The organism is Mycoplana sp. MJR14, from assembly GCF_029210525.1.
In the GTDB taxonomy this organism is placed as follows: domain Bacteria; phylum Pseudomonadota; class Alphaproteobacteria; order Rhizobiales; family Rhizobiaceae; genus Mycoplana.
This window is the reverse complement of the sequence record NZ_JARGEO010000006.1, coordinates 14,589-38,528: the sequence shown is the minus strand read 5'-3', so window position 1 is coordinate 38,528 and position 23,940 is coordinate 14,589. Positions and strand designations below refer to the sequence as shown.

Genomic DNA, 23,940 nt, shown 5'->3' with positions numbered 1-23,940 from the left:
ATCTGTCGCCGGACGCGCGGCCCGTTTCAAGTCTCCGCCGCGCCGGCCGTTCGCCGGCGCCTGCTCCGTCGGCGCTAGCGCCTGTTGAACTCCGGCGAGGCCAGCGCCAGCACCAGGCCGGCCTGCCGGCTCGGCGCCTGCGACACCACCTGGATCGTGTCGTCGCGGGCGGCATCGCCGAGCACGGCCTGCACGAACAGGCGCGGATCGCGATCGCCGCCGAAGCGCGCCACGAGCGCGTGCAGCCAGTCGATCCGCTGCGTCAGTTGCGCCGCCGTGATCCAGGCGGACAGCTCCTCGTCCCAGCCGGCCGGGCTCGGCGGACGCCAGAGCGGCTGGCCGAGCCGCTGCAGCGCGCCGACGGAGAGCGGATTGGCGCGGATCGGCGCCCGTCCGTCGGCCGTGGGCGCAGCCAGCACGGAGCCGGAGGCCGCATCGTCGCCACCGCCCGTGCCTTCGACCGCGGGTCCCTCCGCACCGGACGCGCCCGCCGCCGTCATGGCCGGATCGGGGGCCGGATCGGGAGACTGCCCGGGGCCCTGGTCGGCTGCCTGCTCCGCGCTCTGACCGGCGTCCCGCTCCGGGGCCATGGCGGGCGTCCCGTCCTGCGGCGTCGCCATGGCGCTCCCGGCCGCCTTCTTCGGCAGCACGGCGGCCGGTGCCAGCGCATCGGCGGGCACGTCCAGCGCCCGCAGGCCGGCGACGACGAAGTCGAACGGCTGGCGGGCCTTCTGCCCGTCCTGCGCCCAGCTCAGCGGATGCTCCAGCATCGCCAGGTAGACCGCCAGCAGTTCGCCGTCGGTTTTCGACCAGGCCGTCACCATGGCCTCGACCACCTCGGCCGGCGGCGCGTCGGCGATGAAGTGCACCACCAGCTTGCGGCAAATGTGCCGGCGCGTCGCCTCATGCGCGGCGAGATCGGCCAGCAGCGCATCGACGTCGGCGAGGCTCCGCTGCGTGCCGCCATAGGCGCGGCCGAGGACGCGGTGGACGCCGGGCTCCGCCCAGTTCGGGCGGTAGGTCGTCTCGAACGCGCCGCCGTCGTGGTCGAGCCCGGTCAGCACGCAGGCCGCGGCGCGGACGTCGTCCTGGGTGTAGCCGCCGTCGGCGCCGAGCGTGTGCAGTTCGATCAGTTCGCGGGCCAGGTTCTCGTTGAGCCCCCGCCCCCGCTTCCGGCCGGCCGGCGAATGCGGCCCCATCGATTTCGGCTGGTCGAGATAGGCCAGCATCGCCGGGTGCAAGATCGCCGCCCGCAACAGCGGCGCGAACCGGCCGGCGAGGTTCGGCCGCAGCGCCTCGGCCTCGTACAGGCCGACGAGGATGCGCATGCTGGAGGTCTTCTCGGCGTTGACGGCGAAGTGATCGCACCAGAAGGCGGCGAGCCGCTCGAAGAAGCCGTTCGGCGACTGCACGGCATGGCCGATCTTCAGGTGCTGGTCGCGCAGAAAGGCGGTGTTCAGCGCGATCTGGTACGGATTGACGACGCGGTCGCCGACCTTGCGTACGGTATCGTTCTTGCGCTGCTCCCGGTATTCCTGGGCCAGCGCCTGGAAGGCGGGGAAGCTGGCGCGGCGGCCGGCAATGCCGTCATGGGGGAAGGGACAGGTCTCCGCCACGCCGCGCGTCACCTGTTCCAGCAGGGCGTCGACCGTCCCGGCCGGCGGTTCGCCCGGGCGCGGTCCGGTACCGAAACGATGGGCGGCGATGGTGCCGAAGGACGGTGTCATGAAGCCTTACCTATCGCTCCAGGCTGTCCGAGGATTGCGGCTTTTTTATCCGCGCCCTCACCCCTTGAACACGAAGGCGGCGCCGGCGGCGATCAGGGCGAAGCCGATCAGGTGGTTCCAGGTCAGGCTCTCCTTGAGGAAGAACACCGAGAAGCCGGCGAAGATGACCAGCGTGATCACCTCCTGGATCGTCTTCAGCTGCGCAGCCGAATAGACCTGGTGGCCGATGCGGTTGGCCGGCACCGCCAGGCAGTACTCGAAGAAGGCGATCGCCCAGCTCGCCAGCACGACGAGGTAGAGCGGCGCCGCCTTGACCTTGAGATGGCCGTACCAGGCAAAGGTCATGAAGACGTTGGAGAGGCAGAGCAGCACGATCGGCCAGACGGCCGCGGGATTGAGGGCGAAGGGCATGAAAGCGTCCGGTTCCTGTGGGGATGGGGCCATGTCATAGACGATTCGCGGATCCCCCGCGAAAGGCTTTTGCAGCGCCCGGGGGAAACGACAGAACCATGGCGGCATGATGGCCCGGCCCTGCCGGCCGGCGCGGCCGTCCGTTTCCCTTTTGTACTCATGCCCCCTTCCCTTTCGCGGTGACTCTCGCCATATTCCCGACCATGGCCAGATCACCGAAGACCCCCGCCCCCTCCAAGCCCGGCTTCGAGGAAGCTCCGCAATCCGCCTTCGAGGGCGCGCCGCTCTCCGGCAGCGTCGCCGACTGGGTGAAGCAGCTGGAGGCGGACGCCGAGGCCTCGACGGTGGAATCGCGCCGCGAGGTCGCGTCGAAGGCCGGCAAGCACCGCAAGCAGGTCGAGAACGCCGCCCGCCGCCATCAGGAAAAGGTCGCATTGGAGCAATCGGCCGAAGGCCGCAAGCCCGAACGGGCGTCCGAGCCGACGCGAGGCCCCCGCGGAGCGAAGGCGCATGGCGCCGACAGCGTGAGCGCACAAAAAACATCCCGCGGCGTCTCGATCGGCGCCTCTTCCGATCCGAAGACGCGCGCCGCCGCCGGGCTCAACCCGGTCGCCGGCCTCGACGTCAACCTCGAGGAGGCCTCCTCGCTCAACGCCGGCACGGCGGTCACCGCCACCGTCGAGGCGCTGGCGAAGCTGATCGAAAGCGGCAACCCGCTGCACAAGAACGGCGAGATCTGGACGCCGCACCGCCCGCCGCGGCCGGAGAAGTCCGAGGGCGGCATCGCCATCCGCATGGTCTCCGACTACGAGCCCGCCGGCGACCAGCCGACCGCGATCGCCGACCTCGTCGAGGGCCTGTCGTCGGGCGAGCGCAGCCAGGTGCTGCTCGGCGTCACCGGCTCGGGCAAGACCTTCACCATGGCCAAGGTGATCGAGGCGACGCAGCGCCCGGCGCTGATCCTCGCGCCGAACAAGACGCTCGCCGCCCAGCTCTATTCCGAGTTCAAGAACTTCTTCCCCGACAACGCGGTGGAGTACTTCGTCTCCTACTACGACTACTACCAGCCCGAGGCCTACGTGCCGCGCTCGGACACCTATATCGAGAAGGATTCCTCGATCAACGAGCAGATCGACCGGATGCGCCACGCCGCCACCCGCGCGATCCTGGAGCGCGACGACTGCATCATCGTCGCCTCGGTCTCCTGCATCTACGGTATCGGCTCGGTCGAGACCTATACCGCCATGACCTTCCAGATGACCGTCGGCGACCGGCTCGACCAGCGCCAGCTGCTCGCCGACCTCGTCGCCCAGCAGTACAAGCGCCAGGACATCAACTTCGTCCGCGGCTCGTTCCGCGTCCGCGGCGACACGATCGAGATCTTCCCGGCCCACCTGGAGGACGCCGCCTGGCGGATCTCGATGTTCGGCGACGAGATCGACGCGATCACCGAGTTCGATCCGCTCACCGGCGCGAAGACCGGCGACCTGAAATCGGTCAAGATCTACGCCAATTCGCACTACGTCACCCCGCGGCCGACACTGAACGCGGCGATCAAGTCGATCCGGGAGGAGCTGAAGCTGCGCCTCGCCGAGCTGGAGAAGGCCGGGCGGCTGCTGGAGGCGCAGCGGCTGGAGCAGCGCACCCGCTATGACCTGGAGATGATGGAGGCGACCGGCTCCTGCGCCGGCATCGAGAACTATTCGCGCTACCTCACCGGCCGCAAGCCCGGCGAGCCGCCGCCGACGCTGTTCGAATACATCCCCGACAACGCCATCATCTTCATCGACGAGAGCCACGTCACCATTCCGCAGATCGGCGGCATGTACCGCGGCGACTTCCGTCGCAAGGCGACGCTGGCCGAATACGGCTTCCGCCTGCCGTCCTGCATGGACAACCGGCCGCTGCGCTTCGAGGAATGGGACGCGATGCGCCCCGACACGATCGCCGTCTCCGCCACCCCGGGCGGCTGGGAGATGGAGCAGGCCGGCGGCGTCTTCGCCGAGCAGGTGATCCGCCCGACCGGGCTGATCGACCCGCCGGTCGAGGTGCGCTCGGCCAAGACCCAGGTCGACGACGTGCTCGGCGAGATCCGCGAGACCGCGCAGCGCGGCTACCGCACCCTCGTCACCGTGCTCACCAAGCGCATGGCCGAGGACCTGACCGAATACCTGCACGAGCAGGGCGTCCGCGTCCGCTACATGCACTCCGACATCGACACGCTGGAGCGCATCGAGATCATCCGCGACCTGCGCCTCGGCGCCTTCGACGTGCTCGTCGGCATCAACCTCCTGCGCGAGGGCCTCGACATTCCCGAATGCGGCTTCGTCGCCATCCTCGACGCCGACAAGGAAGGCTTCCTGCGCTCCGAGACCTCGCTGATCCAGACGATCGGCCGCGCCGCCCGCAACGTCGACGGCAAGGTCATCCTCTATGCCGACCAGATCACCGGCTCGATGCAGCGCGCCATGGACGAGACGAGCCGCCGCCGCGAGAAGCAGATGGCCTACAATGCCGAGCACGGCATCACGCCGGAATCGGTGAAGGCGAAGATCTCCGACATCCTCGATTCGGTCTACGAGCGCGACCACGTCCGCGCCGACATCTCCGGCGCGGACGGCAAGGGCTTCGCCGACGGCGGCCACCTGGTCGGCAACAACCTCAAGGCCCATCTCGACGCGCTGGAAAAGCAGATGCGCGACGCCGCCGCCGACCTCGACTTCGAAAAGGCCGCCCGCATCCGCGACGAGATCAAGCGCCTCAAGGCCGCCGAACTCGCCGTCATGGACGACCCGATGGCACGGCAAGAGGCGCGGAGCGCCGAAGGCGCGACGGGGACCAGGGACCAGGCGCGGGGCGCCGAAGGCACGACCGGGACCACGAACCAGGCGCGGGGCGCGGAAGGTACGACCGGGACCACGAACCAGGCGCAAAGCCGGGAAGGTGGCCGGACGGGCGGCCGGGCGACCGCCCACCTCCCCCTCGAGGGGGGAGGTCGCGCGGAACGCGCGGGTGGGGGTGACCTCCCCACCGATGCCGTCCACGGCAGCGGTCACCCCACCCCGGACCTGCGGTCCGACCCTCCCCCTCGAGGGGAGGGTTCGAGCGCCGGCGCAATCCCCGCCTCTGCCCCTGACGGGGCATCTCCCCCGCAAGGGGGGCGATCGGCCTCCTACTTCGCCAAGCCCTCGCTCGACGCCATGGGCCCGGGCACCGACACGGAAATCCCGTCCCCCCGTTCACCGGGAGACGGTGCCCGAAGGGCGGACGAGGGGCCGTCGCGCTTCCGCACGAACACCGGCGCGGATGCCCTAGGCGGCGAAGCCGGCCAGGACAGCGAATCCGCGCGACAGGGAGCGAGCTATTTCCGCAAGAACACCCTGGACGAAATGACCGTCGGCCGCACCGAAAAACCGGTCACCGGCCATCTGCCGGAAAAACCCGAGGCCGCGAAGGGCACGAAGAAGCGCCTCTCGCCGCTGCCCGAAGGCCAGCCCGACCGCGCCGCATCGACCTCGCCCCTCGAGGGCGAGATGCCCCGCAGACCCGCGGCGAGCCCCTCCCCCAAACCCGTCCTCCGCGGCAAGATCGGCGTCGGCAGCTACGAGGATCCGGCCGAGGCGACGCGGAAGGCGAAGGGCAAGGGCAAGACGGGGCGGCCGGGACGGTGAGGGAGTAAGAATATTCATCGCTTGGCAACGACAATGAAGGCAGGCCATCTTAGACGCTTAGGATTTTACGCAAACCACTCGAAGGCGCCGTCCATATGAATGCGACAACAGATCACCTAAACAATCAAACTGCGTTTCAGCGCTTTCTGGATGTATATTCTCAAAGGCTTCGAAAGCTTATTATTTTCTGCGGAGCCGGTGCATCAAAGGAAGCGGGACTTCCGGATTGGGATGGTTTGGTTCAAGCAGTTAGGCAAGACTTAAATCAGCCGCTATACGCAACCAGTTCCTTTGCGAACAAAATTCAAAAATTTGATCTGGAAGAGGATTTCTGGATTAAATTATCAATAGCAAGAGAAATTTTTGGAGAAAATTATACAAATATAATTCAATCAATACTTGATAAAGAAACAATATGGACTGTCCGTCGGCGATGCCTCAGTTAGCGGTCAACTTAAATACCTCAATCAAATTAAAACAGCAAATGGTGAATATTTTCTCCTAAAGAGGGCCCCTGCGTCCTCTATGGATGTTGATCTTTCCAGGAATCTCGGAATTCAACCTATATATTTGCCTGAAACAGAAAGTTGGGAAGCCGGGTTTACGGAATTTGCAAGATATGTTTCATCTTATAAGAAAGAAGAGCAAAATCCATCCATCGTTCTGTCGACCAGTGCTGGTACCGAGAAACTCCCCGCCATCACCGAACTGCTAACGCTTCCGCCAGACGAAGTGCGCATGAAACTCAATGCCGCATCCCAGCAATTTATCAATGATGATCTATTATTTTCGGAATTCAAAGAGAAATACGACTTAGCAATAAATCACGCCGCTCGAGTGAAACTCGGAACAAATAACGACAAATGGCTCGGCTACAACCTAATCTCAGAGCGCGGATCGGGCAACTTTGGCCGCGTCTTTCAAGCTTCCGACCAGAATGGCAAACACTATGCAATCAAGATTGCGCATGAGGCCGTCAGAGACAATCAGATCATGTTAAGTAGTTTTCGTCGAGGTGTCTCTTCGATGAAATACTTATCGAACAGCAATGTTCGCGGAACGGTAAAAATCCTGGATGCAAGTGAGCTACCTCCAAGTATAATTATGGAATATATAAATGGGGTAAATTTAGAAGAGGCCATCAATAGGGACTACATCGACAGCATCGCAGTTTCAATAGATGTGATAAAACGCATATCTGAAATAGTATTTTCTTGCCACACCCACGAGAGGGCGATACTACACAGGGACCTTAGGCCGCAGAACATTATGATTGGCGGTTCATTTTGGGAAAATATAGATCTGGACGAAATTAGGGTTCTTGACTTTGATTTATCTTGGTTTGAAGGCGCGACAGGTCACGATTATTACATGCCAGCGTCATCAGCCCTCGGATATCTGGCTCCTGAGCAGTTGGAGGCTAATTCAAATTACAGTTCACGGAGCGCGCTTGTTGACGTCTACGGTTTGTCAATGCTCTTGTATTTTGCACTTTCAAGGCAGCACCCTTCAGCTGCCGCTTCAGAACGGGAGGATTGGCCAACTAGAGTAGATGAGGCATCGGCAAAGGCTTATTCTCGTTGTTGGAAATGTCTTCCTTCAAGGATATCCTCTGCCATATTAGACGGAACCAATCCAAAACAAAATGAACGTCCTTTGCTATCTTCCTTTATTAACCGCTTGGACGAATTGAGGCGGCTTGCGGCGGGAGAATTTCTTAACGACCCAAATATTCTCCGGGAAGAATTGTTCCAAAGAATATTTGGAAAATTTGTCGGAAAAAACATATCTGAGTATACTAACTATTCCGGCGTGACCGTTTCTATTGGAATATTGCATGAGGATGAGGTATTTTCCTTCACGCTTGCTTCAATTGCTACAGAGTCGTCTAGCCGCACAAATATGGGGAAATATTTGTCAGATGCCTTGGGAAGAGTAAAGGACATCGTGAAGAAGATTGCGAAAGTCGAGAAGAATGACAGCCACGTCGGAATGTCCAGAATTAATCTAAAGTTCACCATTCCTTTTCCGAAGAGCTTCGCTGAATTGGATTCCTACGCAACGACTTTGGAGCGCGCGATTTCTGTTATGCGGATTGAGTAGGGCACGCCCATCCCCATTCCCCCAACAAAATCACCCCCCCCCGCCCCCATTTCATCCACGCCCCCGACCGCCGTGCCATACTCGCCCCATCCCGCCGCGGATACACCGCAAGGCGTTGCGGCGAGGCGGGGACGGCGCGGGGCGTGAGGGAGAAACGCGAAACCTGTCGGTCCGGGTCTGCGCGACTGGTCCCCTCCGGCGACGGCGGGCGAGAGCCCGAGTTGCGCGCCGGACGTGCCCGAGCGGTGGCACACAGAGCGGCCGCCCTCGCCGGCGGACGAGCCAGAGGATCGCGTTCGCAGGCAGAAGCCGCCGAACGGGCCGCTGAAAGGTTCCACAGACATACATCAAGATGAGGCAGCTTCCAGCGCCCCCGTCCGACCGTGCAGACACCAACCGCGCCGGCTTGCCGGGCGTGGCCGAAGGCGCATGCGCGCCGGCGCACCGGCCGCCGCTCTCAGGGACTGCGGCCGTGCGCCTGTGCGGCCAGGGCGGCGGCGGCGCCGCTACGGACACGGCCGCCCCCCGACGCGGAATCCGCCCCTCACCGGCCGTCCGCAAGCCCGGGTCGGCCGCTACTCGGCCGCCTGCCTTGCGGCTGCCGGCTCCAGCACCGCGGCGAAGGCGGCCTCGATCACCTCCGGCCCGGCGCCCGGCCTGGTGGCGTCGGCCGAAAGGATCTGGCGATAGCGGCGGGCGCCGGGAAAGCCCTGGAACAGGCCGACCATGTGGCGGGTGACATGGTTCAGCCGCCCGCCCCCGGCCATCACCTGCTCGGCATAGCCCGTCATCGCATCGCGCACGCCCGCCCAGAAGGCGGCGTCGGGATGGGCGGCGGCGGAGTGAGCGCGATCGGGCCGAGCGCCGGCGGAAACGGCAGGGTCGGCGACGCGCGCGGCCACGCCCGCTTCTCCGCCCCGGGGCGAAGGCGGCGCGGCGCTTCGGATGAGGGGGGCGGCATCGGCCGTGTTCGCGCCTGCGGCGTCGCCGTGCGCCGACCAGCCCTCTTCCCCTGCGGGACGATGCGGAAGGGTGCCGCCGGCGCCTGCGGCGATCGACCGCTCCCATTGCGGGGGCGTTGCCGCATCGAGAGTGCGGATGTCCGGCCTGGAAAAAAGCGTATCGACGCCCGCCAGCACGCCGCTGTCCTGGTAGGCGGCACGGCCGAGCATGGCGCCGTCCAGTTCCCCGCCCGGCGCGGCGCCAGGCGCCTCGGCCGACACCGCGTTGCGGCCGCCGTCCGGCGCCTCGCCCCGATCCTCGCCCGCGCCCGGCCGGCCGATCGCTGCGAGCGCCTGGTCGAGCGTGTGCAGGCCGCCGTTCAGGCCGACGAACAGGTCGGGGTTCTCCGCCTTCAGCCGCCGCACCAGGCCGTAGTCGAGCGGCGGGATGTCGCGGTTCTCCTTCGGCGACAGGCCCTGCAGCCAGGCCTTGCGCGCATGCACCCAGACGGCGTCGACGCCGGCGGCCCTGATGCGGGCGACGAGGTCGCGCAGCGCCACGTTCGGGTCCTGGTCGTCGACGCCGATGCGGCACTTCACCGTCACCGGGATCGTCACCGCCGCCTTCATCGCCGCGACGCAATCGGCCACCAGCTGCGGCTCGCGCATCAGGCAGGCGCCGAAGGTGCCGGACTGGACGCGGTCGGAGGGGCAGCCGACGTTCAGGTTGATCTCGTCGTAGCCGAATTCCGCGCCGATCCGCGCTGCCGCCGCCAGCTTTGCCGGATCGCTGCCGCCGAGCTGCAGCGCCAGCGGGTGCTCGACGGCGTCATAGCCGAGCAGCCTGTCGCGGTTGCCGCGCAGGATCGCGTCGGCGACGATCATCTCGGTATAGAGCACGGCGTTCTTCGTCAGCTGCCGGGCGAAATAGCGATAGTGCCGGTCCGACCAGTCGATCATCGGCGCCGTGGCGAAGAGCTTCGTCCCCGTCTTGCGTGCCTTGTGGTACATGGTCGGTTCCTGTGGGTCGGGTTGCCGATGCCGCGACGGCCGCGTGCGATCGCGCACCGGTGCCGTGCTGCCGGAAAAGATGGTTTCGCGGCGCTCATAACGCAAGACGGGCGAAAAAACCACCCTCGCCGCCACAGGCCGCGTGTTCCCGCGCCGCCGGGCGATGCTAGACTGTGCCCAGGAGAATCGAAAAGAGACCGCCATGCCGCTCTATGCGCTCGCCGACCGCGTTCCGTCCCTGCCCGCCGACGACCGCTTCTGGATCGCGCCCGATGCCCGGGTGATCGGCCTGGTGACGATCGGCGCGGACGTCGGCATCTGGTTCGGCGCGGTGCTGCGCGGCGACAACGAGCCGATCGTGATCGGCGCCCGCACGAACATCCAGGAGAACACCGTCGTCCACACCGACCCCGGCAAGCCGGTGACGATCGGCGAAGGCTGCACCATCGGCCACGGCGCGATCATCCACGGCTGCACGATCGGCAACAATTCGCTGGTCGGCATGGGCGCCACCGTGCTGAACGGCGCCGTGATCGGCGACAACTGCCTGATCGGCGCCAATGCGCTGGTGACGGAGGGCAAGGTCTTTCCCGACAATTCGCTAATCGTCGGCGCCCCGGCGCGGGTCGTGCGCACGCTCGACGTGGCCGCGATTGCCGGGCTGAAGGCGTCCGCCGACAGCTACGTCCGCAACTGGCAGCGCTTCAAGGCGGAACTCCGGCGGATCGACTGAGCGGCCCGCCGGGCGGGACCATCGGGGAACCAGGGTCCGGCGGCATCCGCGGCGGTGATCCTGCCGAAAGACGGGCGACGGCCTCAGGCGCAGCCGGCGCAGTGGCCGCGGATCTCGATTGTGGTCTTGCCGGGGCGGAAGTTGCGGTCCCTGGCGAAGCCGGCCAGCCGCTCCTCGATCATGTGGTCGTGGAACTCGGTGACCTTGCCGCAGCTTTCGCAGATGGTGAAGGCGGTCAGCCCGTGCGCGCAGCAGTCCTGGTCGGGATGGGCGCAGGCGACGAAGGCGTTGATGCTCTCCAGCCGATGGACGAGGCCGACGTCCTGCAGCTTCTCCAGCGCGCGATAGACCTGCAGCGGCGCGCGAAACCCCTCGCCCCGCAGCTTGTCGAGGATGGTGTAGGCGCTGAGCGGCGCCTCGGCCTGCGAGAGCGCCTCGAGCACCAGGGTCTGGTTGCGGGTCAACTGTTGCGCCGTCATCGGCGGTCTCCTCCGGATTGCGCCGGCGCGATCGCGCCGTGTTCCCTCCGGCCGAGCGGCAGGAGGCTTGCGAGAAAGATCATGAGTGCGGCCACGACGATCGAGGGGCCGGACGGCGTGTCGAATTTCAGCGAGCCGAACAGGCCGCCGGTGACCGCGACGGCGCCGAGCAGCGAGGCCATGACGGCCATGACCTCGGGGCTCGCCGAAAACCGCCGTGCGGTCGCGGCGGGGATGATCAGCAGCGAGGTGATCAGGAGGATGCCGACGATCTTCATGGCGATCGCGATCACCACCGCCATCAGCAGCATGAAGGCCAGTCGCGCCCGTTCCGGCTCCAGCCCTTCGGCCGCCGCCAGTTCCGGGTTGACCGTCGAGGCAATCAGCGGCCGCCAGAGATAGACCATCGCCAGCAGCACGAGGATGCCGCCGCCCCAGACGAGGCTGACGTCGGCCTCGGTGACGGCGAGGATGTCGCCGAACAGGAAGCCGACCAGATCGATCCGCACCCAGGTCATGAAGGAGACGAGAACGAGACCGGTGGCCAGCGTCGCATGCGAGAGAATGCCGAGCAGCGCATCCGTCGACAGGCTGCCTCGCTTCTGCAGCAACAGCAGCGCCAGGGAAACGATGGCGGCGACCGCAAAGACGCTGAGGGTCAGGTTGAGGTGGAACAGCAGCGACAGCGCCACGCCGAGCAGGGCCGAATGGGCCATGGTGTCGCCGAAATAGGCCATGCGCCGCCAGATGACGAAGCAGCCGAGCGGCCCGGTGGTCAGGGCGAGGCCGACGCCGGCGAGAAGCGCGCGGATGAAGAAGTCGTCAAGCATCGCGCTGCTCCGCCGGTTCGTCCCCGCCGGTCGCGGCCGGATTAGAATGATCGATGCCGCAGCCGCAATCCGGTCCGTGCGCATGCACGATCCGCATCGGCCCGGCGCGGCCGACGGCCGGGCCATCATCGTGATGGTGGCCGTCGTCGGGATGGCAATGATCGGTGACCGAGCCGTCCGCGTGCAGGACGCGGCCGTCGGCGAGATGGGTGTGGTCGTGATGATGATGGTAGAAGGCGAGCGTCTGGCTCGCCCGTGCGCCGAACAGGCGCAGATATTCCGGGCTGCGGCTGACGGCCTCGGGCGTGCCGCGGCAGCAGACGTGGCCGTTGAGGCAGATCACCGTGTCGGTCTCGGCCATGACCACGTGCAGGTCGTGCGAGATCAGAAGGATGCCGCAGCCGGTGGTATTGCGGATCGTCTTGATGAGATCGTAGAGGGCGATCTCGCCGGCGAAATCCACGCCCTGCACCGGTTCATCCAGCACCAGCAGGTCCGGCTTGCGCGCGATCGCGCGGGCCAGGAGCGCGCGCTGGAACTCGCCGCCGGACAGGTGCTGCACCTCGGCGCGGGCGAGATGGCGGATGCCGGTCGCCTCGAGGGCGGCGTCGATCTCGCGCCCGCGCAGCGGCGAGGTCAGCGTCATCAGCCGGTCGACGGTGAGCGGCATCGTCCAGTCGATCGCAAGCTTCTGCGGCACGTAGCCGACCGTGAGGTCGGGGATGCGCGTCACCTCCCCCTCGTCGGGGCGGGCGACGCCGATCGCCATCTTCGCCGTCGTGGACTTGCCCGATCCGTTGGGTCCGATCAGGGTGACGATCTCGCCGCGGGAAATGGAAAAGTCGACGCCGCGCACGAGCCAGCGTCCCTTCCTATACAGTCCGGCGGCCGAAAGCGACACCAGCGTCGACCGGTCGGGAACATTCGTCTGCAGCATGTGAACCGTCCGAAACCTCGATTGCCTCTTGCTATGGCACACGTTATAGCATAACGCAACTTATGTAATAACATTACACACGCTTTCACACCTGCCTTCCATCCGGAGTTCTCCCAAGATGAAGCCTTCCTCTCTCCTCCTCTCCACCGCGTCTCTCTCCGCCGCGCTGCTTGCCGCAACCGTCGGGCCAGCCAGGGCGGAGGCGCCGGACGTCGTCGTCTCGATCAAGCCGGTGCATTCGCTCGTCGCCGCCATCATGCAGGGGGTCGGCGAGCCGAAGCTGATCGTCGACGGCGCGGCGTCGCCGCACACCTATGCCCTGAAGCCATCCAATGCCGCAGCCCTCCAGGACGCCGACCTCATCTTCTGGGTCGGGCATGGCCTCGAGGCCTTCCTGGAGAAGCCGCTGGAAGCGCTGGGAGGCAAGGCGACGATCGTCGAGCTCGAGGATGCGCCGGGCCTGACGAAACTGAAGTTCCGGGAAGGCGGCGCCTTCGAGGCGCACGATCACGGGCATGAGACGGAGGGGCACGAGGCGGGCGGCCACGAGGCGGAAGCCCACGGGACGGAGGACGGCGGCCATGAGCACGAGGAGGCGGCTGCGCACGACCATGAGGGCGGCGACGATCATGCGGCGGACGGCGGGCACGATCACGACCACGAGGGTGGCTTCGACACCCATCTCTGGCTCGATCCGATGAACGCGAAGGCCATGGCGTCGGCCATCGAGGCCGCGCTGGCCGAAGCAGATCCGGCGAATGCCGCCACCTACAAGGCCAACCTGGCCGCGCTCGACGCCAATATCGACGCGCTCGACACCGAGATCGCCGCCACGCTCGCCCCGGTCAAGGACAAGCCGTTCGTCGTCTTCCACGACGCCTACCAGTACTTCGAACATCGCTACGGCGTGCGGGTCGCAGGCTCGATCACGGTGAGCCCGGAGACCATGCCGGGTGCGGAACGCGTTTCGGAGATCCACGGCAAGGTGAAGGAACTGGGCGCTGCCTGCATTTTCGCCGAGCCGCAGTTCGAGCCGAAGCTCGTCAATGTCGTGATGGAGGGAACGTCGGCCAAGGCCGGCACGCTGGACCCGGAGGCGGCAACGCTCGCCGCCGGCCCGGCCCTCTACTTCGACATGATGCGGGCGCTTGCGACCTCGATGGCGGATTGCCTGTCCCAGGCCGAATGACGGGCGCTCGCCGCGGACCGGCCCGCGCGGCGAGGCCGCGCCGCGAACGCGGCGCCGCCGGAGCCCGGCTCGGGACCGCGGCGACGAAGAGCGCGACGCCGGGCAGAGCGCGATCCCCGAAAAGAAAGAGGGCCGCCCGTTGCGGGGCGGCCCTCTCAAATTCGCGGCGATCGGCCCGAGATTACTCGGCGCTGTCGTCTGCGGCCTTCTTCTTGGCCGGAGCCTTCTTCTTCGGTGCGGCGGCCTCTTCGCCTTCGGCGGCGTCTGCCTTGGCGGCGGCCTTCTTCTTCGGAGCGGCCTTCTTGCCTTCGGACTTGCCGTCCTCGGCTTCGTCGTCAGCCAGAAGCTCTTCCTTGGAGACGGTCTTGTCGGTGACTGCGACCTCGGTCAGCAGGTGGTCGACGACCTTCTCCTCGAAGAGCGGCGCGCGCAGCGAGGCCGAGGCGCCCGGCGTCTTGCGGAAGTAGTCGAGGATTTCCTTCTCCTGGCCCGGGAACTGGCGCAGCTGCTCGAACAGCGAACGCTGCATTTCCTCGTCGCTCACCTGGACGCCGGCCTTCTCGCCGATCTCGGAGAGGACGAGGCCGAGGCGGACGCGGCGCTCGGCGAGCTTGCGGTACTCCTCGCGGGCTTCCTCTTCGGTGGTGTCTTCGTCGGCGAAGGTCTTGCCGGCCTGCTGCAGGTCGGTGTTGACCTGACGCCAGATGTTTTCGAACTCGGCATCGACCAGGCGCTGCGGCGTGTCGAACTTGTACATCTCGTCGAGCTGGTCGAGGATCTGGCGCTTGACCTTCTGGCGGGTGACCGAACCGTACTGGCTCTCGATCTGGCCGCGGACGACTTCGCGCAGGCGGTCTGCGGATTCGAGGCCGAGCTTGGAGGCCAGCTCGTCGTCGATCTTGACGTCGGCCGGAGCGGCGACGTCCTTGACCTTGATGTCGAAGGTGGCTTCCTTGCCGGCCAGGTGCGCGGCCGGATAGTCGGCCGGGAAGGTCACGGTGATGACCTTCTCGTCACCGGCCTTGACGCCGACGAGCTGGTCCTCGAAGCCGGGGATGAAGCGGTTGGAGCCGATGACGAGCTCGGCGTCCTCGTCCTTGCCGCCGTCGAAGGCTTCGCCCTCGACCTTGCCCAGGTAGTCCATGGTGACGCGGTCGCCGGTTGCGGCCTTGCCCTTCTTGGTCTCGTAGGAGCGGGCGCTCTCGGCGATCTTGAGGATCTGCTCCTCGACTTCCTTGTCGTCGATGTCGACGACTTCGCGGGTGATCTTGATGCCGGAGACGTCCTTCAGCTCGATGGCCGGAATGACTTCATAGGACAGGGTGAACTCGAAATCGGCCTGGGCGGCGAGGATCTTCTCGGCCTCGGCCTGGTCCTCGGTCATGGCGATTTCCGGCTGGGTCGCCGACTTCTCGCCGCGCTCGGAGAGAATCGCGGTCGGACGCTCGCGGATGATCTCGTTGACGAGATCGGCCATGATCGACTTGCCGTAGACCTTCTTGAGGTGGGCGACGGGCACCTTGCCCGGACGGAACCCGTTGATGCGAACGCGGTCCTTGGCTTCGGCCAGGCGCTCGTTCATCTGAGCTTCCATGTCCTTCGCGGGAATGACGACCTTGAGTTCGCGCTTCAGCCCTTCAGCGAGCGTTTCGATAACCTGCATGTTCAAACCTTTATTTCGATCTGGCGGTGCCCCGGCCGGTCACCGGCTCTGTCGGCGGGCACCCCTCCGGGTCCATTTGCCGGGAGTGGCTTTACTGTCATCGATGGCCTTTTGGCAAGCAAAATGGCGCTCTGGCGCCCGTTCGGTCCCATCAAACAGTGTCGACCGAACGCGAGGCGCCCATTCCGCGCCCGGGGCCAGGCCCTGGGCCGCGCCCTCGCCCGGACGCTTTCCCGGCGGGACGGCATGTCACCGGCCCGGGCCGGCGTGCCAGCCTTCCGGTTGCTGGTGCGGGTAGAGAGACTTGAACTCCCACGCCTTGCGGCACCAGAACCTAAATCTGGCGTGTCTACCAATTTCACCATACCCGCGTTCAGAAAGCCACATGGCGGCTTGTCAATCCGGCGCCTTGAAGGGCGCGCTTCCCGATCGCGCGTCTCTATAGCACCCGTTTCCCGAGGGTCAAAGGGAAATGTGGCGGTCGCGGGTGCCCCGCCGGCGATCCTCTCGACGAGGCGGTCAGAAGGGTCCGGCAGGCCGTCCAGGGCGATTCCCGTTCCTGTCAACAGGGGCGACGGGCAACAGCGGGATGCAACCTCAGGAAGCGAATACGGGTCGAAAATCGCGTCAAATCGCATTTGTCCGACAATATTTGGGCGTCTTCGCTTGAAATGCGGCCGCCGGGAGGGCAAATGCGGGTCAAAGAGCGCCGGATCACGTCCATTCCGGCGGATCGGCAGGGCATGCAGGCAGCGCATATCATCCATGCTCATATTGCACTGCACAAAACCGATTTGTCCGACTATATTGCAATCATCGGATCGGGAATGATCCAACGCAACGAGGACAGGGCGCAGATATCGTCTTGCAGACCTGACCTTGAAAAAGTGGAAACGGCCATCCATCTGAACCCTGGTTCGGGAAGGCCCGGCAGCCGCAAGGCCGCTGACAGAATTCGGGCCGGCGCACTCCTCCTCCCAGCGCTTGTCCGATACGATTGGCAACACTCCTCCTCCCAGTTGCCAATCATCCCAAATGACGCCCGCCGGATCTCCTCCCCCGGCGGGCGTTATTGCGTTCAAGGACCGGTTCCCAATTCACCCCCACCCCCCCGAATGATGCGCGGATTCAAGCTCTTCCGGGCACTTCTGCATGCTTTTTATGCATCTGCACCAGGCCGCCGCCCGTCCGTGCGGCAAGCCATCCCGTTTCTGCATGCTTGCCATTCACGATGGGCGCTTCAACGTCGCCGGGGCCAGCGCTATAACAAGCTCATCGATCGGGGACGGCACTCCTCCTCCCAGCCAGCCCCGATGCGATCGGCAGCACTCCTCCTCCCAAGCTGTCGATCAGAATCGACGCCCGCCGGACCTCCTCCCCCGGCGGGCGTTGTCGTTTCTCCCCGCCCCACGACAGCTCCGCGGCGCACCGAATCGGTGCTCAATTCCTAGCCAGCAATTTCATGCCTTTTTTACTTGACATGCGCAGATCGCATGACTGCCATTCAGCATTGTCTCTGTATTGCAGGGCCGCCGCAGCCTATATTCCAGCCATCAGATGAACGCCGGCGCTGAATGGAAATGCCGGCCCCACACGAAGGGTAACGGACATGAACATCACTCGCTCGTTCAACACCTGGCGCAAGTATCGTCAGACCATCAACGAACTCGGCCGCATGAGCGACCGCGAACTGAACGACCTCGGCATTGGCCGCTCGGACATCCGTCGCGTCGCCCGCGAAGCCGTCCGGTAAAAAGCCGAACCCGTCAGGTCCGGCCAAACGCCTTCCGGAGAAATCCGGGGGGCGTTTCTTTTTGTGCGCAGACGGCGCGGCGCGGCCCCGGCCGGGCCGGGTCCCCATGGACCGTCAGGCGCAGCCCGGCCGGTCGCAAACCGCCGGATGCGACCGCTCCGGAGCGGCTGGTTTTCGAGCATCGCGCGGCGTTGCACAGATTTTGCGCTCCTAATTGCACAATTGCATAGCAGCTGCATTTTCTTTGCACTGCACCATATTCAAGAGAAGGCGTATAAAGGCTCCAACGAACGAGGACGACGCCGTCCCGTCAAACTCATCCAGGAGACCTGCCATGAACCCGATCCGTCTTGCCAAGAACTGGCTCAGCTACCGCCGCACCCTCAACGAGCTCGGCAACCTGTCCACCCACACGCTGTCCGACATCGGCCTGACCCGCTACGACATCCGCGGCATCGCTGCCCGCTCCTTCCGCTAAGCGAAGGACGCGCCGAAACCGGCGCGACTTCGGCGAACGACCGCGACAGACGCTTCGAACGGCACCATTCGGTGCCGTTTTCGATTCCGGCGATTGGAAGCCTCGGTCCTGCGTGATATGCAGCCGCCCATGACGAACATGACCTCCCCTTCCCCCATCCATGTCATCGGCGGCGGACTGGCCGGCAGCGAGGCTGCCTGGCAGATCGCCGAGAGCGGCATTCCGGTCGTCCTGCACGAGATGCGCGGGGTGCGCGGCACCGACGCGCACAAGACCGACGGGCTCGCCGAGCTCGTCTGCTCCAATTCCTTCCGCTCGGACGACGCCACCAGCAACGCCGTCGGCGTGCTCCATGCCGAGATGCGGCTCGCCGGGTCGCTGATCATGCGCGCGGCCGATGCCAACCAGGTACCGGCGGGCGGCGCGCTCGCGGTGGACCGGGACGGCTTCTCGGCCGCGGTGACCCGCGCGATCGAGGGTCATCCGCTGATCGAGGTCGTGCGCGAGGAGATCAAGGGGCTGCCGCCGGAGGACTGGGACCAGGCGATCATCGCGACCGGCCCGCTGACCGCGCCGGACCTGGCCGCGGCCATCCAGGAACGGACCGGCGCCGATGCGCTGGCCTTCTTCGACGCCATCGCGCCGATCGTCCACACCCACTCGATCGACATGGACATCTGCTGGCACCAGTCGCGCTACGACAAGGTCGGGCCGGGCGGCACGGGCAAGGACTACATCAACTGCCCCATGGACGAAGCGCAGTACAACGCCTTCGTCGATGCGCTCATCGCGGCCGACACCACCGGCTTCAAGGAATGGGAGGGCACGCCCTACTTCGACGGCTGCCTGCCGATCGAGGTGATGGCGGAGCGCGGGCGCGAGACGCTGCGCCACGGCCCGATGAAGCCGATGGGGCTGACCAATGCGCACAACCCGACCGTCAAGCCCTATGCGGTCGTGCAGCTGCGCCAGGACAACGCGCTCGGCTCGCTCTACAACATGGTCGGCTTCCAGACGAAGCTGAAATACGGCGCCCAGGGCGAAATATTCCGCATGATCCCGGGCCTGGAGAAGGCGGAGTTCGCCCGGCTCGGCGGCCTGCACCGCAACACCTACCTGCAGTCGCCCGCCCTGCTCGACCCCTCGCTGACGCTGAAGGGGCGGCCGGGCCTGCGGTTCGCCGGGCAGATCACCGGCTGCGAAGGCTATGTCGAAAGCGCCAGCATCGGGCTTTTGGCCGGGCGCTTCGCCGCCGCCGAACGGCGCGGGCAGGCGCCGGCGCTGCCGCCTTCGACGACCGCATTCGGCGCGCTGCTGAACCACATCACCGTCGGGCACATCCTGTCCGACGACGAGCCGGGCAAGCGCTCGTTCCAGCCGATGAACATCAATTTCGGCCTGTTTCCCGACCTCGAGCCGGGCGCCATCGTCAAGCCCGAGGGCGTCAAGCGCTTCCGCGGCAAGGACAAGGCGCTGGCAAAGAAGCAGGCGGTCGCCGCGCGGGCGCTGGACGACTGCCGCCGCTGGCTCGAATCGGCGCGCTGAGGCTCAGCTGTCGCGCTGAAGCGTGCGAGGGGCTTCCTCGATGCCGGCGGCCGGCAGCAGGCTGCCCAGCAGCCAGAGCGAGACCTCGGCCGCCTCGCGGCTGGTCGCGAACTCGAAGCTGCCGTTCTCGTGCGGATTGTCGTGGAACTCGATGGCCAGTCCGCGGCCGCTCGGGCTGTTGTGCACGAGCACGCCGCCCGGCTCGATCAGAATGCAGGTGAAGCGCGATCCGCGCGCGCGCATGCAGCCGACCTTGCCGTCGTGCAGTCGCAGGAACACGTCGCCGCCGATCGTGCTTACGACCTCGCGGATCGCCTCCTGCGGGAAGACGCGGCCGAACTCGACGATGGCAAGACCGGTGTGGTCGGCCCCGCTCTTGCGGTCGCTGCGCCGCTGCGCCCGCAAATAGACGTAGGCGGCCAGGGCAAGGCAGGCGATCACGACAGTCCAGATCATTTGCAGGGTCCTCCCGCGGGATTGAGTGCGCCCTGTCTAGTACGCGTAGCTTGCGCCAGTTTTACGCGATCTTCGAGGACGCCGCCGGAAGACCGGCGGCAGGCCTGACCTACCAACGTTCGACAGACGTCAGAACCGGCCGGTGCGCAGCGTCTTCCACATCCACCATTGCCGCCGCCACTGCGCCGGCAGGAGCGAGCGCTCCAGCGCATCGGCGCCGGCCCGCTCCGCGCGGTCGAAGACGTGGCGCGCCAGCGCGACCGGCAGGAAGGCGGCCCGGTTCGAAGGCGCGATCCCGCCGGCGGCCTCCGCCTTCCTCAGGTGCTCGCGGCCGAGCCCGGCAAAGGCCTCGACGGCGCGTGCGGTGCGGTCACGGTCCCGGCCCGCGATCAGCGTCGCCGCATCGAGCCCGGTGGCGGCCAAAAGGTCGCCGGGGATATAGACCTGCCCGCGCCGCCGGTGGATCGGCAGGAGCAGCAGCATGCCGGCGATCGCCTGCGCCACCCCGGCATGGCCGGCGGCGGTTGCCGATTGCGCGGCGGCCTGCGGATCGAGCACGAGGCTCGCAAGCTGGATCAGCGCCGACGCCGTCTCGCCGGCATAGCCCTCGAGCGCCGCCCGGTCCGGCATCGGATCGTCGTAGAGGTCGAATATCCGCGCCTCGATCATGTCCGTCAGCACCGCGACCGGCAGCCTGTGTTCGGCGACGCAGGCCAGCAGGCCGGCTGCGAGCGGATTGGCGCTCGCCTCGCCCGCAGCCGCACTGCCCTCGAGCGTATCGCGCCACCATTGCAGCCGGATCTCGCCGGGGAGCGGTTCGCGCACCACGTCGCGCACGCGGGCGATCTCGGCGTTGAAGGCATAGAGGGCGGCGAGCGGGCCGCGCTTTTCGGCCGGCGCCAGCAGGCAGGCGAGATAGCGGTCGCGATCGGTCTCGCGCAGCGCCTCCAGGCAGCGGGCGTAGGCGTCGGCAACGGCGGTGGCCGCGGGGGCGCGCGCTGCTGCCATGGCTTCTTTCGGGGGCATCGGAACTTCCGGACTGGGCATGGGCTGGAGCCGGCGGATCAGACCGCGACCAGAGCCGCGGCGACGGCACGCGATTCGGCCAGCATGACGTTGAAGGTGCGCACGGCGGCACCGGTGGACATCGGATCGGAGCGTATATGGCGCTCGCGCAGGGCGGCGCGCACCTCCGCCGAGAGCGGCCGGATCTCGGCGCCGGTGCCGACCAAAAGCACCTCGATCTGTTCGGCCTCCGCCAGCACGCGGGCGAGATCGGCCACCGACAGGTCGCCCGCATCGGCCTTGTCCCAGCCGTAGATGCCGGACGGCAGGCAGAGGACGGAGCCGCGGTGCGACATGTCGGCGAAGCGGAAGCCGCCATTGCCGTAGGCGTCGATCGGCGCCCGGCCGGGGAAATGCGCCTGCCTTATCTCTATGCCTTTGGCCATCTTCATGCCTTCGCGGACGGATTGCCGGGGCCCCGCAGACGATAGCGATCGGGCCTCAGCCGGAACAGGATGAGGACCGGGCCGGCAATATAGATAGAAGAGAACGTGCCGACGGCAATGCCGAACAGCATGGTGACGGCAAAGGCGCGGAGGCTTTCGCCGCCGAAGATCGTCAGCGCCAGGAGCGCGATCAGCGTGGTCGCCGCCGTCAGCACCGTGCGCGACAGCGCCTGGCTGATCGAGGCGTCGATCAGGAGCGGCAGCGGCATCTGCCGGAACTGCCTGAGGTTCTCGCGGATCCGGTCGTAGACGACGATCGTGTCGTTCAGCGAGTAGCCGACGATCGTCAGCAGCGCGGCGATGCTGCCGATGTTGAACTCCATGCGGGTGACGGCGAAGAGGCCGATCGTCAGGAGAAGGTCGTGGGCAGTGGCGATCACCGCGCCGATCGCGAACTGCCACTCGAAGCGGATCCAGATGTAGCCGATCAGTGCGGCGAGCGCGATCGCCATGCCGAGCGTCGCAGCCGAGATCAGGTCGCCCGAGACCGAGGGGCCGACGACCTCGACGCGGCGGATGTCGAAATCCGATTCCAGTTCGCCGCGCGCGACGAGCGCCGAGGTCTGCTCGGCATTCTCGCCGCCGCCCTGCGGCGGAATGCGGATCGTGGCCATGGCGGGATTGCGCCCTGGCAGGACGGTGACGTCGCCGAGGTTCGCCTCCTCCAGGCGGGCAGCGATCGCCGCGGGCTCGGCGATCCCCTCGCGGGCCTCGACCTGCAGCAGCGCGCCGCCGGTGAAATCGATGCCGAGGTTCAGGCCGTTCAGCGCGACCAGCAGCGCCACGGCCAGCGAGACCACCGCCGTCCCGGCGAAGGTGTAGTTGCGGATCGCCATGAAAGGCAGGTGCAGGCTGGCGAACAGCCCGGTGCGGACGCTGCGCGGCAGGTGGGTGATGCCGCGCCAGCGCACCCAGCGCCAGGCGAGCCAGCGGGTCAGCGTGAAGGCTACGAAAAGAGTGGTGACGATGCCGATCCCGACGGTGACGGCGAAGCCGCGCATCGGCATCGAGCCGAGGAAATAGAGGACGAGGACGGCGATCATCGTGGTGACGCCGGCGTCGGTGACCGTGGAGAAGGCGCGGGTGAAGCCCGCCGCCAGCGCCTCGGGCAGAGGCCTGCCGCCGGCGGCCTCCTCGCGCATGCGCTCGTAGATCAGCACGTTCGAATCGACCGCCATGCCGATGATCAGCACCATGCCGGCAATGCCCGGAAGGGTCAGCGCGGTACCGGTCAGCACCAGGACGGCGACGATCAGCATCAGGTTGAACAGAAGGGCGATGATCGCGATCGCGCCGAAGGCGCCGTACCAGAAGATCATGAAAAGGGCGACGGCGATGCCGGCCGCCACGACGGCCACGAGCGCCGCGCGGGCCGATTCGGCGCCGAGCGCGGGTTCGATCGAGCGTTCCTCGACCACGGTGAGCGCGGCCGGCAGGGCGCCGCTGCGCAGCACGACCGCGAGGTTTTCGGCGCCGGCCGCATCGAAATCGCCGGAGATCTCGCCGCGGCCATCGACCAGCGGCCCGGCGACGATGAAGGCGGCGAGCACCTGATCGTCGAGCAAGAGCGCCAGCGTGCGGCCGACATTGGCGGCGGTGGCTTCGGCAAGACGTCGGGTGGCGTCCGGTCCGAGCTGGTAGACGACCGTTGCCGCCTGGCCGTCGCCGCTGGCAATGACTTCGGCGGACACGACGTCGCGCGACGTGAAGATGCTGGCGCGGCGGACCAGGTAGCCGACCGGCGGCTCGCCCAGCGTATAGACGATCTGCGTGCCCGGCGGCGGGCCCTGCTCCAGCGCCTGCTGGAGCGAGACGCCGGTTTCGACGAGACTGGCCGAGAACCGGCCCCGCTGGTCGAGGACGTCCTTGAGCCGCTGGGGATCGTCGTATCCCGGCACCTGCAGCGCGATGCGGTCGGGACCGGCGCGGGTGACGATCGCATTGGCGCCGCCGGCGCCGATGACGCGCTGGCGGACGACGTCCACCGCCGACACGACGGCCTCGGCGGCGGCGGCGTTGACCGATTCACCCAAGACCTCGAGCCGGATGATCCCGCCCGCCTCGGTCGCGCCCAGCCGGGTGCCGGAGACGGCGGCGAGCTCGGCACGGGCGGCCTCGATCCGCGCCGCATCGGTGACGCGCACGACGACGTTGCGTCCGGTTCCCGACAGGCCGGTATAGGGGATCTGGGCATTTCTCAGGGTCTGCCCGACCTCGTTGACGACGGCCAGCAGCCGGTCGTTCTCCACGTCGGCGCGCTCGATCTTGAGCACGAGCCCGGCGCCGCCGCTGAGATCCAGGCCGGAGGCCAGCCGCAGGGAGGAGAGCCAGCCCGGCAGGGCCGAGCGCTGCGGATCCGAAAGCAGCGTGGGCAGAAGAACAAGAAGGCCCGCCACGACGGCGAGCCAGGCAAGCAGAGTTTTCCAGCGGGCAGGTTGCAGCATATCCATCTCGAAATGCCCGGCACGCTGCCGGCAGATAAGCCTGGGGCCGTCCGGCGGG

Annotated in this window: 19 protein-coding genes and 1 tRNA gene; 8 read left to right on the top strand and 12 right to left on the bottom strand. The window is 66.5% G+C overall.

The window, feature by feature from the left end:
* Window positions 1-74 precede the first annotated feature (74 nt).
* On the bottom strand, window positions 75-1,727 hold the full coding sequence (locus tag P0086_RS15410) for a DUF1800 family protein (protein WP_275787094.1): 1,653 nt from the start codon (window positions 1,725-1,727) through the stop codon (window positions 75-77).
* 57 nt (window positions 1,728-1,784) lie between these two features.
* Complete coding sequence (locus P0086_RS15405) at window positions 1,785-2,138, bottom strand: DMT family protein (protein WP_112600689.1); 354 nt, start codon at window positions 2,136-2,138, stop codon at window positions 1,785-1,787.
* A 203-nt stretch (window positions 2,139-2,341) separates the two neighbouring features.
* On the opposite strand from P0086_RS15405, the gene uvrB reads away from it, so the two are divergent.
* The 3 genes from uvrB (at window position 2,342) to P0086_RS15390 (ending at window position 7,912) form a co-directional block, all read left to right on the top strand.
* Window positions 2,342-5,809 (top strand): excinuclease ABC subunit UvrB, encoded by a 3,468-nt coding sequence (uvrB, locus tag P0086_RS15400; protein ID WP_275787091.1) that lies wholly within the window; start codon window positions 2,342-2,344, stop codon window positions 5,807-5,809.
* A 95-nt stretch (window positions 5,810-5,904) separates the two neighbouring features.
* Window positions 5,905-6,255, top strand: a complete 351-nt coding sequence (locus tag P0086_RS15395) for a hypothetical protein (protein ID WP_275787089.1) — start codon at window positions 5,905-5,907, stop codon at window positions 6,253-6,255.
* A gap of 79 nt (window positions 6,256-6,334) precedes the next feature.
* Window positions 6,335-7,912, top strand: coding sequence for a protein kinase (locus P0086_RS15390; protein WP_275787087.1), 1,578 nt, complete (start codon window positions 6,335-6,337; stop codon window positions 7,910-7,912).
* A 575-nt stretch (window positions 7,913-8,487) separates the two neighbouring features.
* On the opposite strand, the gene dusA is transcribed toward P0086_RS15390, so the two are convergent.
* On the bottom strand, window positions 8,488-9,864 hold the full coding sequence (gene dusA, locus P0086_RS15385; RefSeq protein WP_275787084.1) for a tRNA dihydrouridine(20/20a) synthase DusA: 1,377 nt from the start codon (window positions 9,862-9,864) through the stop codon (window positions 8,488-8,490).
* Window positions 9,865-10,066: 202 nt separating this feature from the next.
* On the opposite strand from dusA, the gene P0086_RS15380 reads away from it, so the two are divergent.
* Window positions 10,067-10,597 carry a gamma carbonic anhydrase family protein gene (locus P0086_RS15380; RefSeq protein WP_275787080.1) on the top strand — a complete coding sequence of 177 codons (531 nt, stop codon included), beginning with the start codon at window positions 10,067-10,069 and terminating at the stop codon, window positions 10,595-10,597.
* An 83-nt stretch (window positions 10,598-10,680) separates the two neighbouring features.
* Here the strand turns inward: P0086_RS15380 and P0086_RS15375 are convergent, their stop codons facing one another.
* Genes P0086_RS15375 through P0086_RS15365 form a run of 3 tightly spaced genes read right to left on the bottom strand, consistent with a single transcriptional unit; the run spans window position 10,681 to window position 12,843 of the window.
* Entirely contained in the window at window positions 10,681-11,076 is a 396-nt protein-coding gene (locus P0086_RS15375) for a Fur family transcriptional regulator (protein WP_112600459.1), read from the bottom strand.
* Window positions 11,073-11,906, bottom strand: coding sequence for a metal ABC transporter permease (locus tag P0086_RS15370; protein ID WP_112605261.1), 834 nt, complete (start codon window positions 11,904-11,906; stop codon window positions 11,073-11,075). The genes P0086_RS15375 and P0086_RS15370 overlap by 4 nt, the downstream gene beginning before the upstream one ends.
* Complete coding sequence (locus tag P0086_RS15365) at window positions 11,899-12,843, bottom strand: metal ABC transporter ATP-binding protein (RefSeq protein ID WP_345799314.1); 945 nt, start codon at window positions 12,841-12,843, stop codon at window positions 11,899-11,901. The genes P0086_RS15370 and P0086_RS15365 overlap by 8 nt, the downstream gene beginning before the upstream one ends.
* 118 nt (window positions 12,844-12,961) lie before the next feature.
* On the opposite strand from P0086_RS15365, the gene znuA reads away from it, so the two are divergent.
* Window positions 12,962-14,032: a zinc ABC transporter substrate-binding protein ZnuA gene (gene znuA / locus P0086_RS15360; protein WP_275787076.1), complete on the top strand. Its 1,071-nt coding sequence runs from the start codon at window positions 12,962-12,964 to the stop codon at window positions 14,030-14,032.
* 181 nt (window positions 14,033-14,213) lie between these two features.
* Here znuA and tig read toward each other — a convergent pair whose 3' ends face one another.
* Both tig and P0086_RS15350 read right to left on the bottom strand, forming a co-directional pair.
* On the bottom strand, window positions 14,214-15,695 hold the full coding sequence (gene tig, locus P0086_RS15355) for a trigger factor (RefSeq protein WP_275787073.1): 1,482 nt from the start codon (window positions 15,693-15,695) through the stop codon (window positions 14,214-14,216).
* Window positions 15,696-15,981: 286 nt separating this feature from the next.
* Window positions 15,982-16,066 (bottom strand) — tRNA-Leu (locus P0086_RS15350).
* 1,238 nt (window positions 16,067-17,304) lie between these two features.
* Between P0086_RS15350 and P0086_RS15345 the strand changes: the two genes are divergently transcribed.
* The 3 genes from P0086_RS15345 to trmFO all read left to right on the top strand — a co-directional run bounded on the left by P0086_RS15345 (window position 17,305) and on the right by trmFO (window position 19,471).
* Window positions 17,305-17,448: a DUF1127 domain-containing protein gene (locus P0086_RS15345; RefSeq protein WP_112600403.1), complete on the top strand. Its 144-nt coding sequence runs from the start codon at window positions 17,305-17,307 to the stop codon at window positions 17,446-17,448.
* A gap of 334 nt (window positions 17,449-17,782) precedes the next feature.
* Entirely contained in the window at window positions 17,783-17,926 is a 144-nt protein-coding gene (locus P0086_RS15340; protein ID WP_112600404.1) for a DUF1127 domain-containing protein, read from the top strand.
* Window positions 17,927-18,055: 129 nt separating this feature from the next.
* Window positions 18,056-19,471 (top strand): methylenetetrahydrofolate--tRNA-(uracil(54)-C(5))-methyltransferase (FADH(2)-oxidizing) TrmFO, encoded by a 1,416-nt coding sequence (gene trmFO / locus P0086_RS15335; protein WP_275787068.1) that lies wholly within the window; start codon window positions 18,056-18,058, stop codon window positions 19,469-19,471.
* A gap of 3 nt (window positions 19,472-19,474) precedes the next feature.
* On the opposite strand, the gene P0086_RS15330 is transcribed toward trmFO, so the two are convergent.
* From P0086_RS15330 to secD, 4 genes are all read right to left on the bottom strand, one after another.
* On the bottom strand, window positions 19,475-19,927 hold the full coding sequence (locus P0086_RS15330) for a hypothetical protein (RefSeq protein ID WP_112600405.1): 453 nt from the start codon (window positions 19,925-19,927) through the stop codon (window positions 19,475-19,477).
* Between the two features lie 129 nt (window positions 19,928-20,056).
* The gene (locus P0086_RS15325; RefSeq protein WP_275787062.1) at window positions 20,057-20,953 is read right to left on the bottom strand and encodes a phytoene/squalene synthase family protein; all 897 of its coding nucleotides are present in this window, start codon (window positions 20,951-20,953) and stop codon (window positions 20,057-20,059) included.
* 38 nt (window positions 20,954-20,991) lie between these two features.
* Window positions 20,992-21,378 carry an Mth938-like domain-containing protein gene (locus P0086_RS15320; protein WP_112600406.1) on the bottom strand — a complete coding sequence of 129 codons (387 nt, stop codon included), beginning with the start codon at window positions 21,376-21,378 and terminating at the stop codon, window positions 20,992-20,994.
* A gap of 2 nt (window positions 21,379-21,380) precedes the next feature.
* Window positions 21,381-23,882: a protein translocase subunit SecD gene (gene secD, locus P0086_RS15315; protein WP_275787059.1), complete on the bottom strand. Its 2,502-nt coding sequence runs from the start codon at window positions 23,880-23,882 to the stop codon at window positions 21,381-21,383.
* Window positions 23,883-23,940 lie beyond the last annotated feature (58 nt).

Bases quoted from the DNA above. Each gene is read 5' to 3' on its own strand.
- P0086_RS15405 (WP_112600689.1), bottom strand. From the start codon at position 2,138: ATGCCCTTCGCCCTCAATCCCGCGGCCGTCTGGCCGATCGTGCTGCTC.
- uvrB (WP_275787091.1), top strand. From the start codon at position 2,342: ATGGCCAGATCACCGAAGACCCCCGCCCCCTCCAAGCCCGGCTTCGAG.
- P0086_RS15320 (WP_112600406.1), bottom strand. From the start codon at position 21,378: ATGGCCAAAGGCATAGAGATAAGGCAGGCGCATTTCCCCGGCCGGGCG.
- dusA (WP_275787084.1), bottom strand. From the start codon at position 9,864: ATGTACCACAAGGCACGCAAGACGGGGACGAAGCTCTTCGCCACGGCG.
- tig (WP_275787073.1), bottom strand. From the start codon at position 15,695: ATGCAGGTTATCGAAACGCTCGCTGAAGGGCTGAAGCGCGAACTCAAG.
- P0086_RS15410 (WP_275787094.1), bottom strand. From the start codon at position 1,727: ATGACACCGTCCTTCGGCACCATCGCCGCCCATCGTTTCGGTACCGGA.
- P0086_RS15345 (WP_112600403.1), top strand. From the start codon at position 17,305: ATGAACATCACTCGCTCGTTCAACACCTGGCGCAAGTATCGTCAGACC.
- P0086_RS15375 (WP_112600459.1), bottom strand. From the start codon at position 11,076: ATGACGGCGCAACAGTTGACCCGCAACCAGACCCTGGTGCTCGAGGCG.
- trmFO (WP_275787068.1), top strand. From the start codon at position 18,056: ATGACGAACATGACCTCCCCTTCCCCCATCCATGTCATCGGCGGCGGA.
- P0086_RS15380 (WP_275787080.1), top strand. From the start codon at position 10,067: ATGCCGCTCTATGCGCTCGCCGACCGCGTTCCGTCCCTGCCCGCCGAC.
- P0086_RS15370 (WP_112605261.1), bottom strand. From the start codon at position 11,906: ATGCTTGACGACTTCTTCATCCGCGCGCTTCTCGCCGGCGTCGGCCTC.
- P0086_RS15325 (WP_275787062.1), bottom strand. From the start codon at position 20,953: ATGCCCCCGAAAGAAGCCATGGCAGCAGCGCGCGCCCCCGCGGCCACC.
- P0086_RS15340 (WP_112600404.1), top strand. From the start codon at position 17,783: ATGAACCCGATCCGTCTTGCCAAGAACTGGCTCAGCTACCGCCGCACC.
- znuA (WP_275787076.1), top strand. From the start codon at position 12,962: ATGAAGCCTTCCTCTCTCCTCCTCTCCACCGCGTCTCTCTCCGCCGCG.
- P0086_RS15365 (WP_345799314.1), bottom strand. From the start codon at position 12,843: ATGCTGCAGACGAATGTTCCCGACCGGTCGACGCTGGTGTCGCTTTCG.
- P0086_RS15390 (WP_275787087.1), top strand. From the start codon at position 6,335: ATGGATGTTGATCTTTCCAGGAATCTCGGAATTCAACCTATATATTTG.
- P0086_RS15330 (WP_112600405.1), bottom strand. From the start codon at position 19,927: ATGATCTGGACTGTCGTGATCGCCTGCCTTGCCCTGGCCGCCTACGTC.
- secD (WP_275787059.1), bottom strand. From the start codon at position 23,882: ATGCTGCAACCTGCCCGCTGGAAAACTCTGCTTGCCTGGCTCGCCGTC.
- P0086_RS15395 (WP_275787089.1), top strand. From the start codon at position 5,905: ATGAATGCGACAACAGATCACCTAAACAATCAAACTGCGTTTCAGCGC.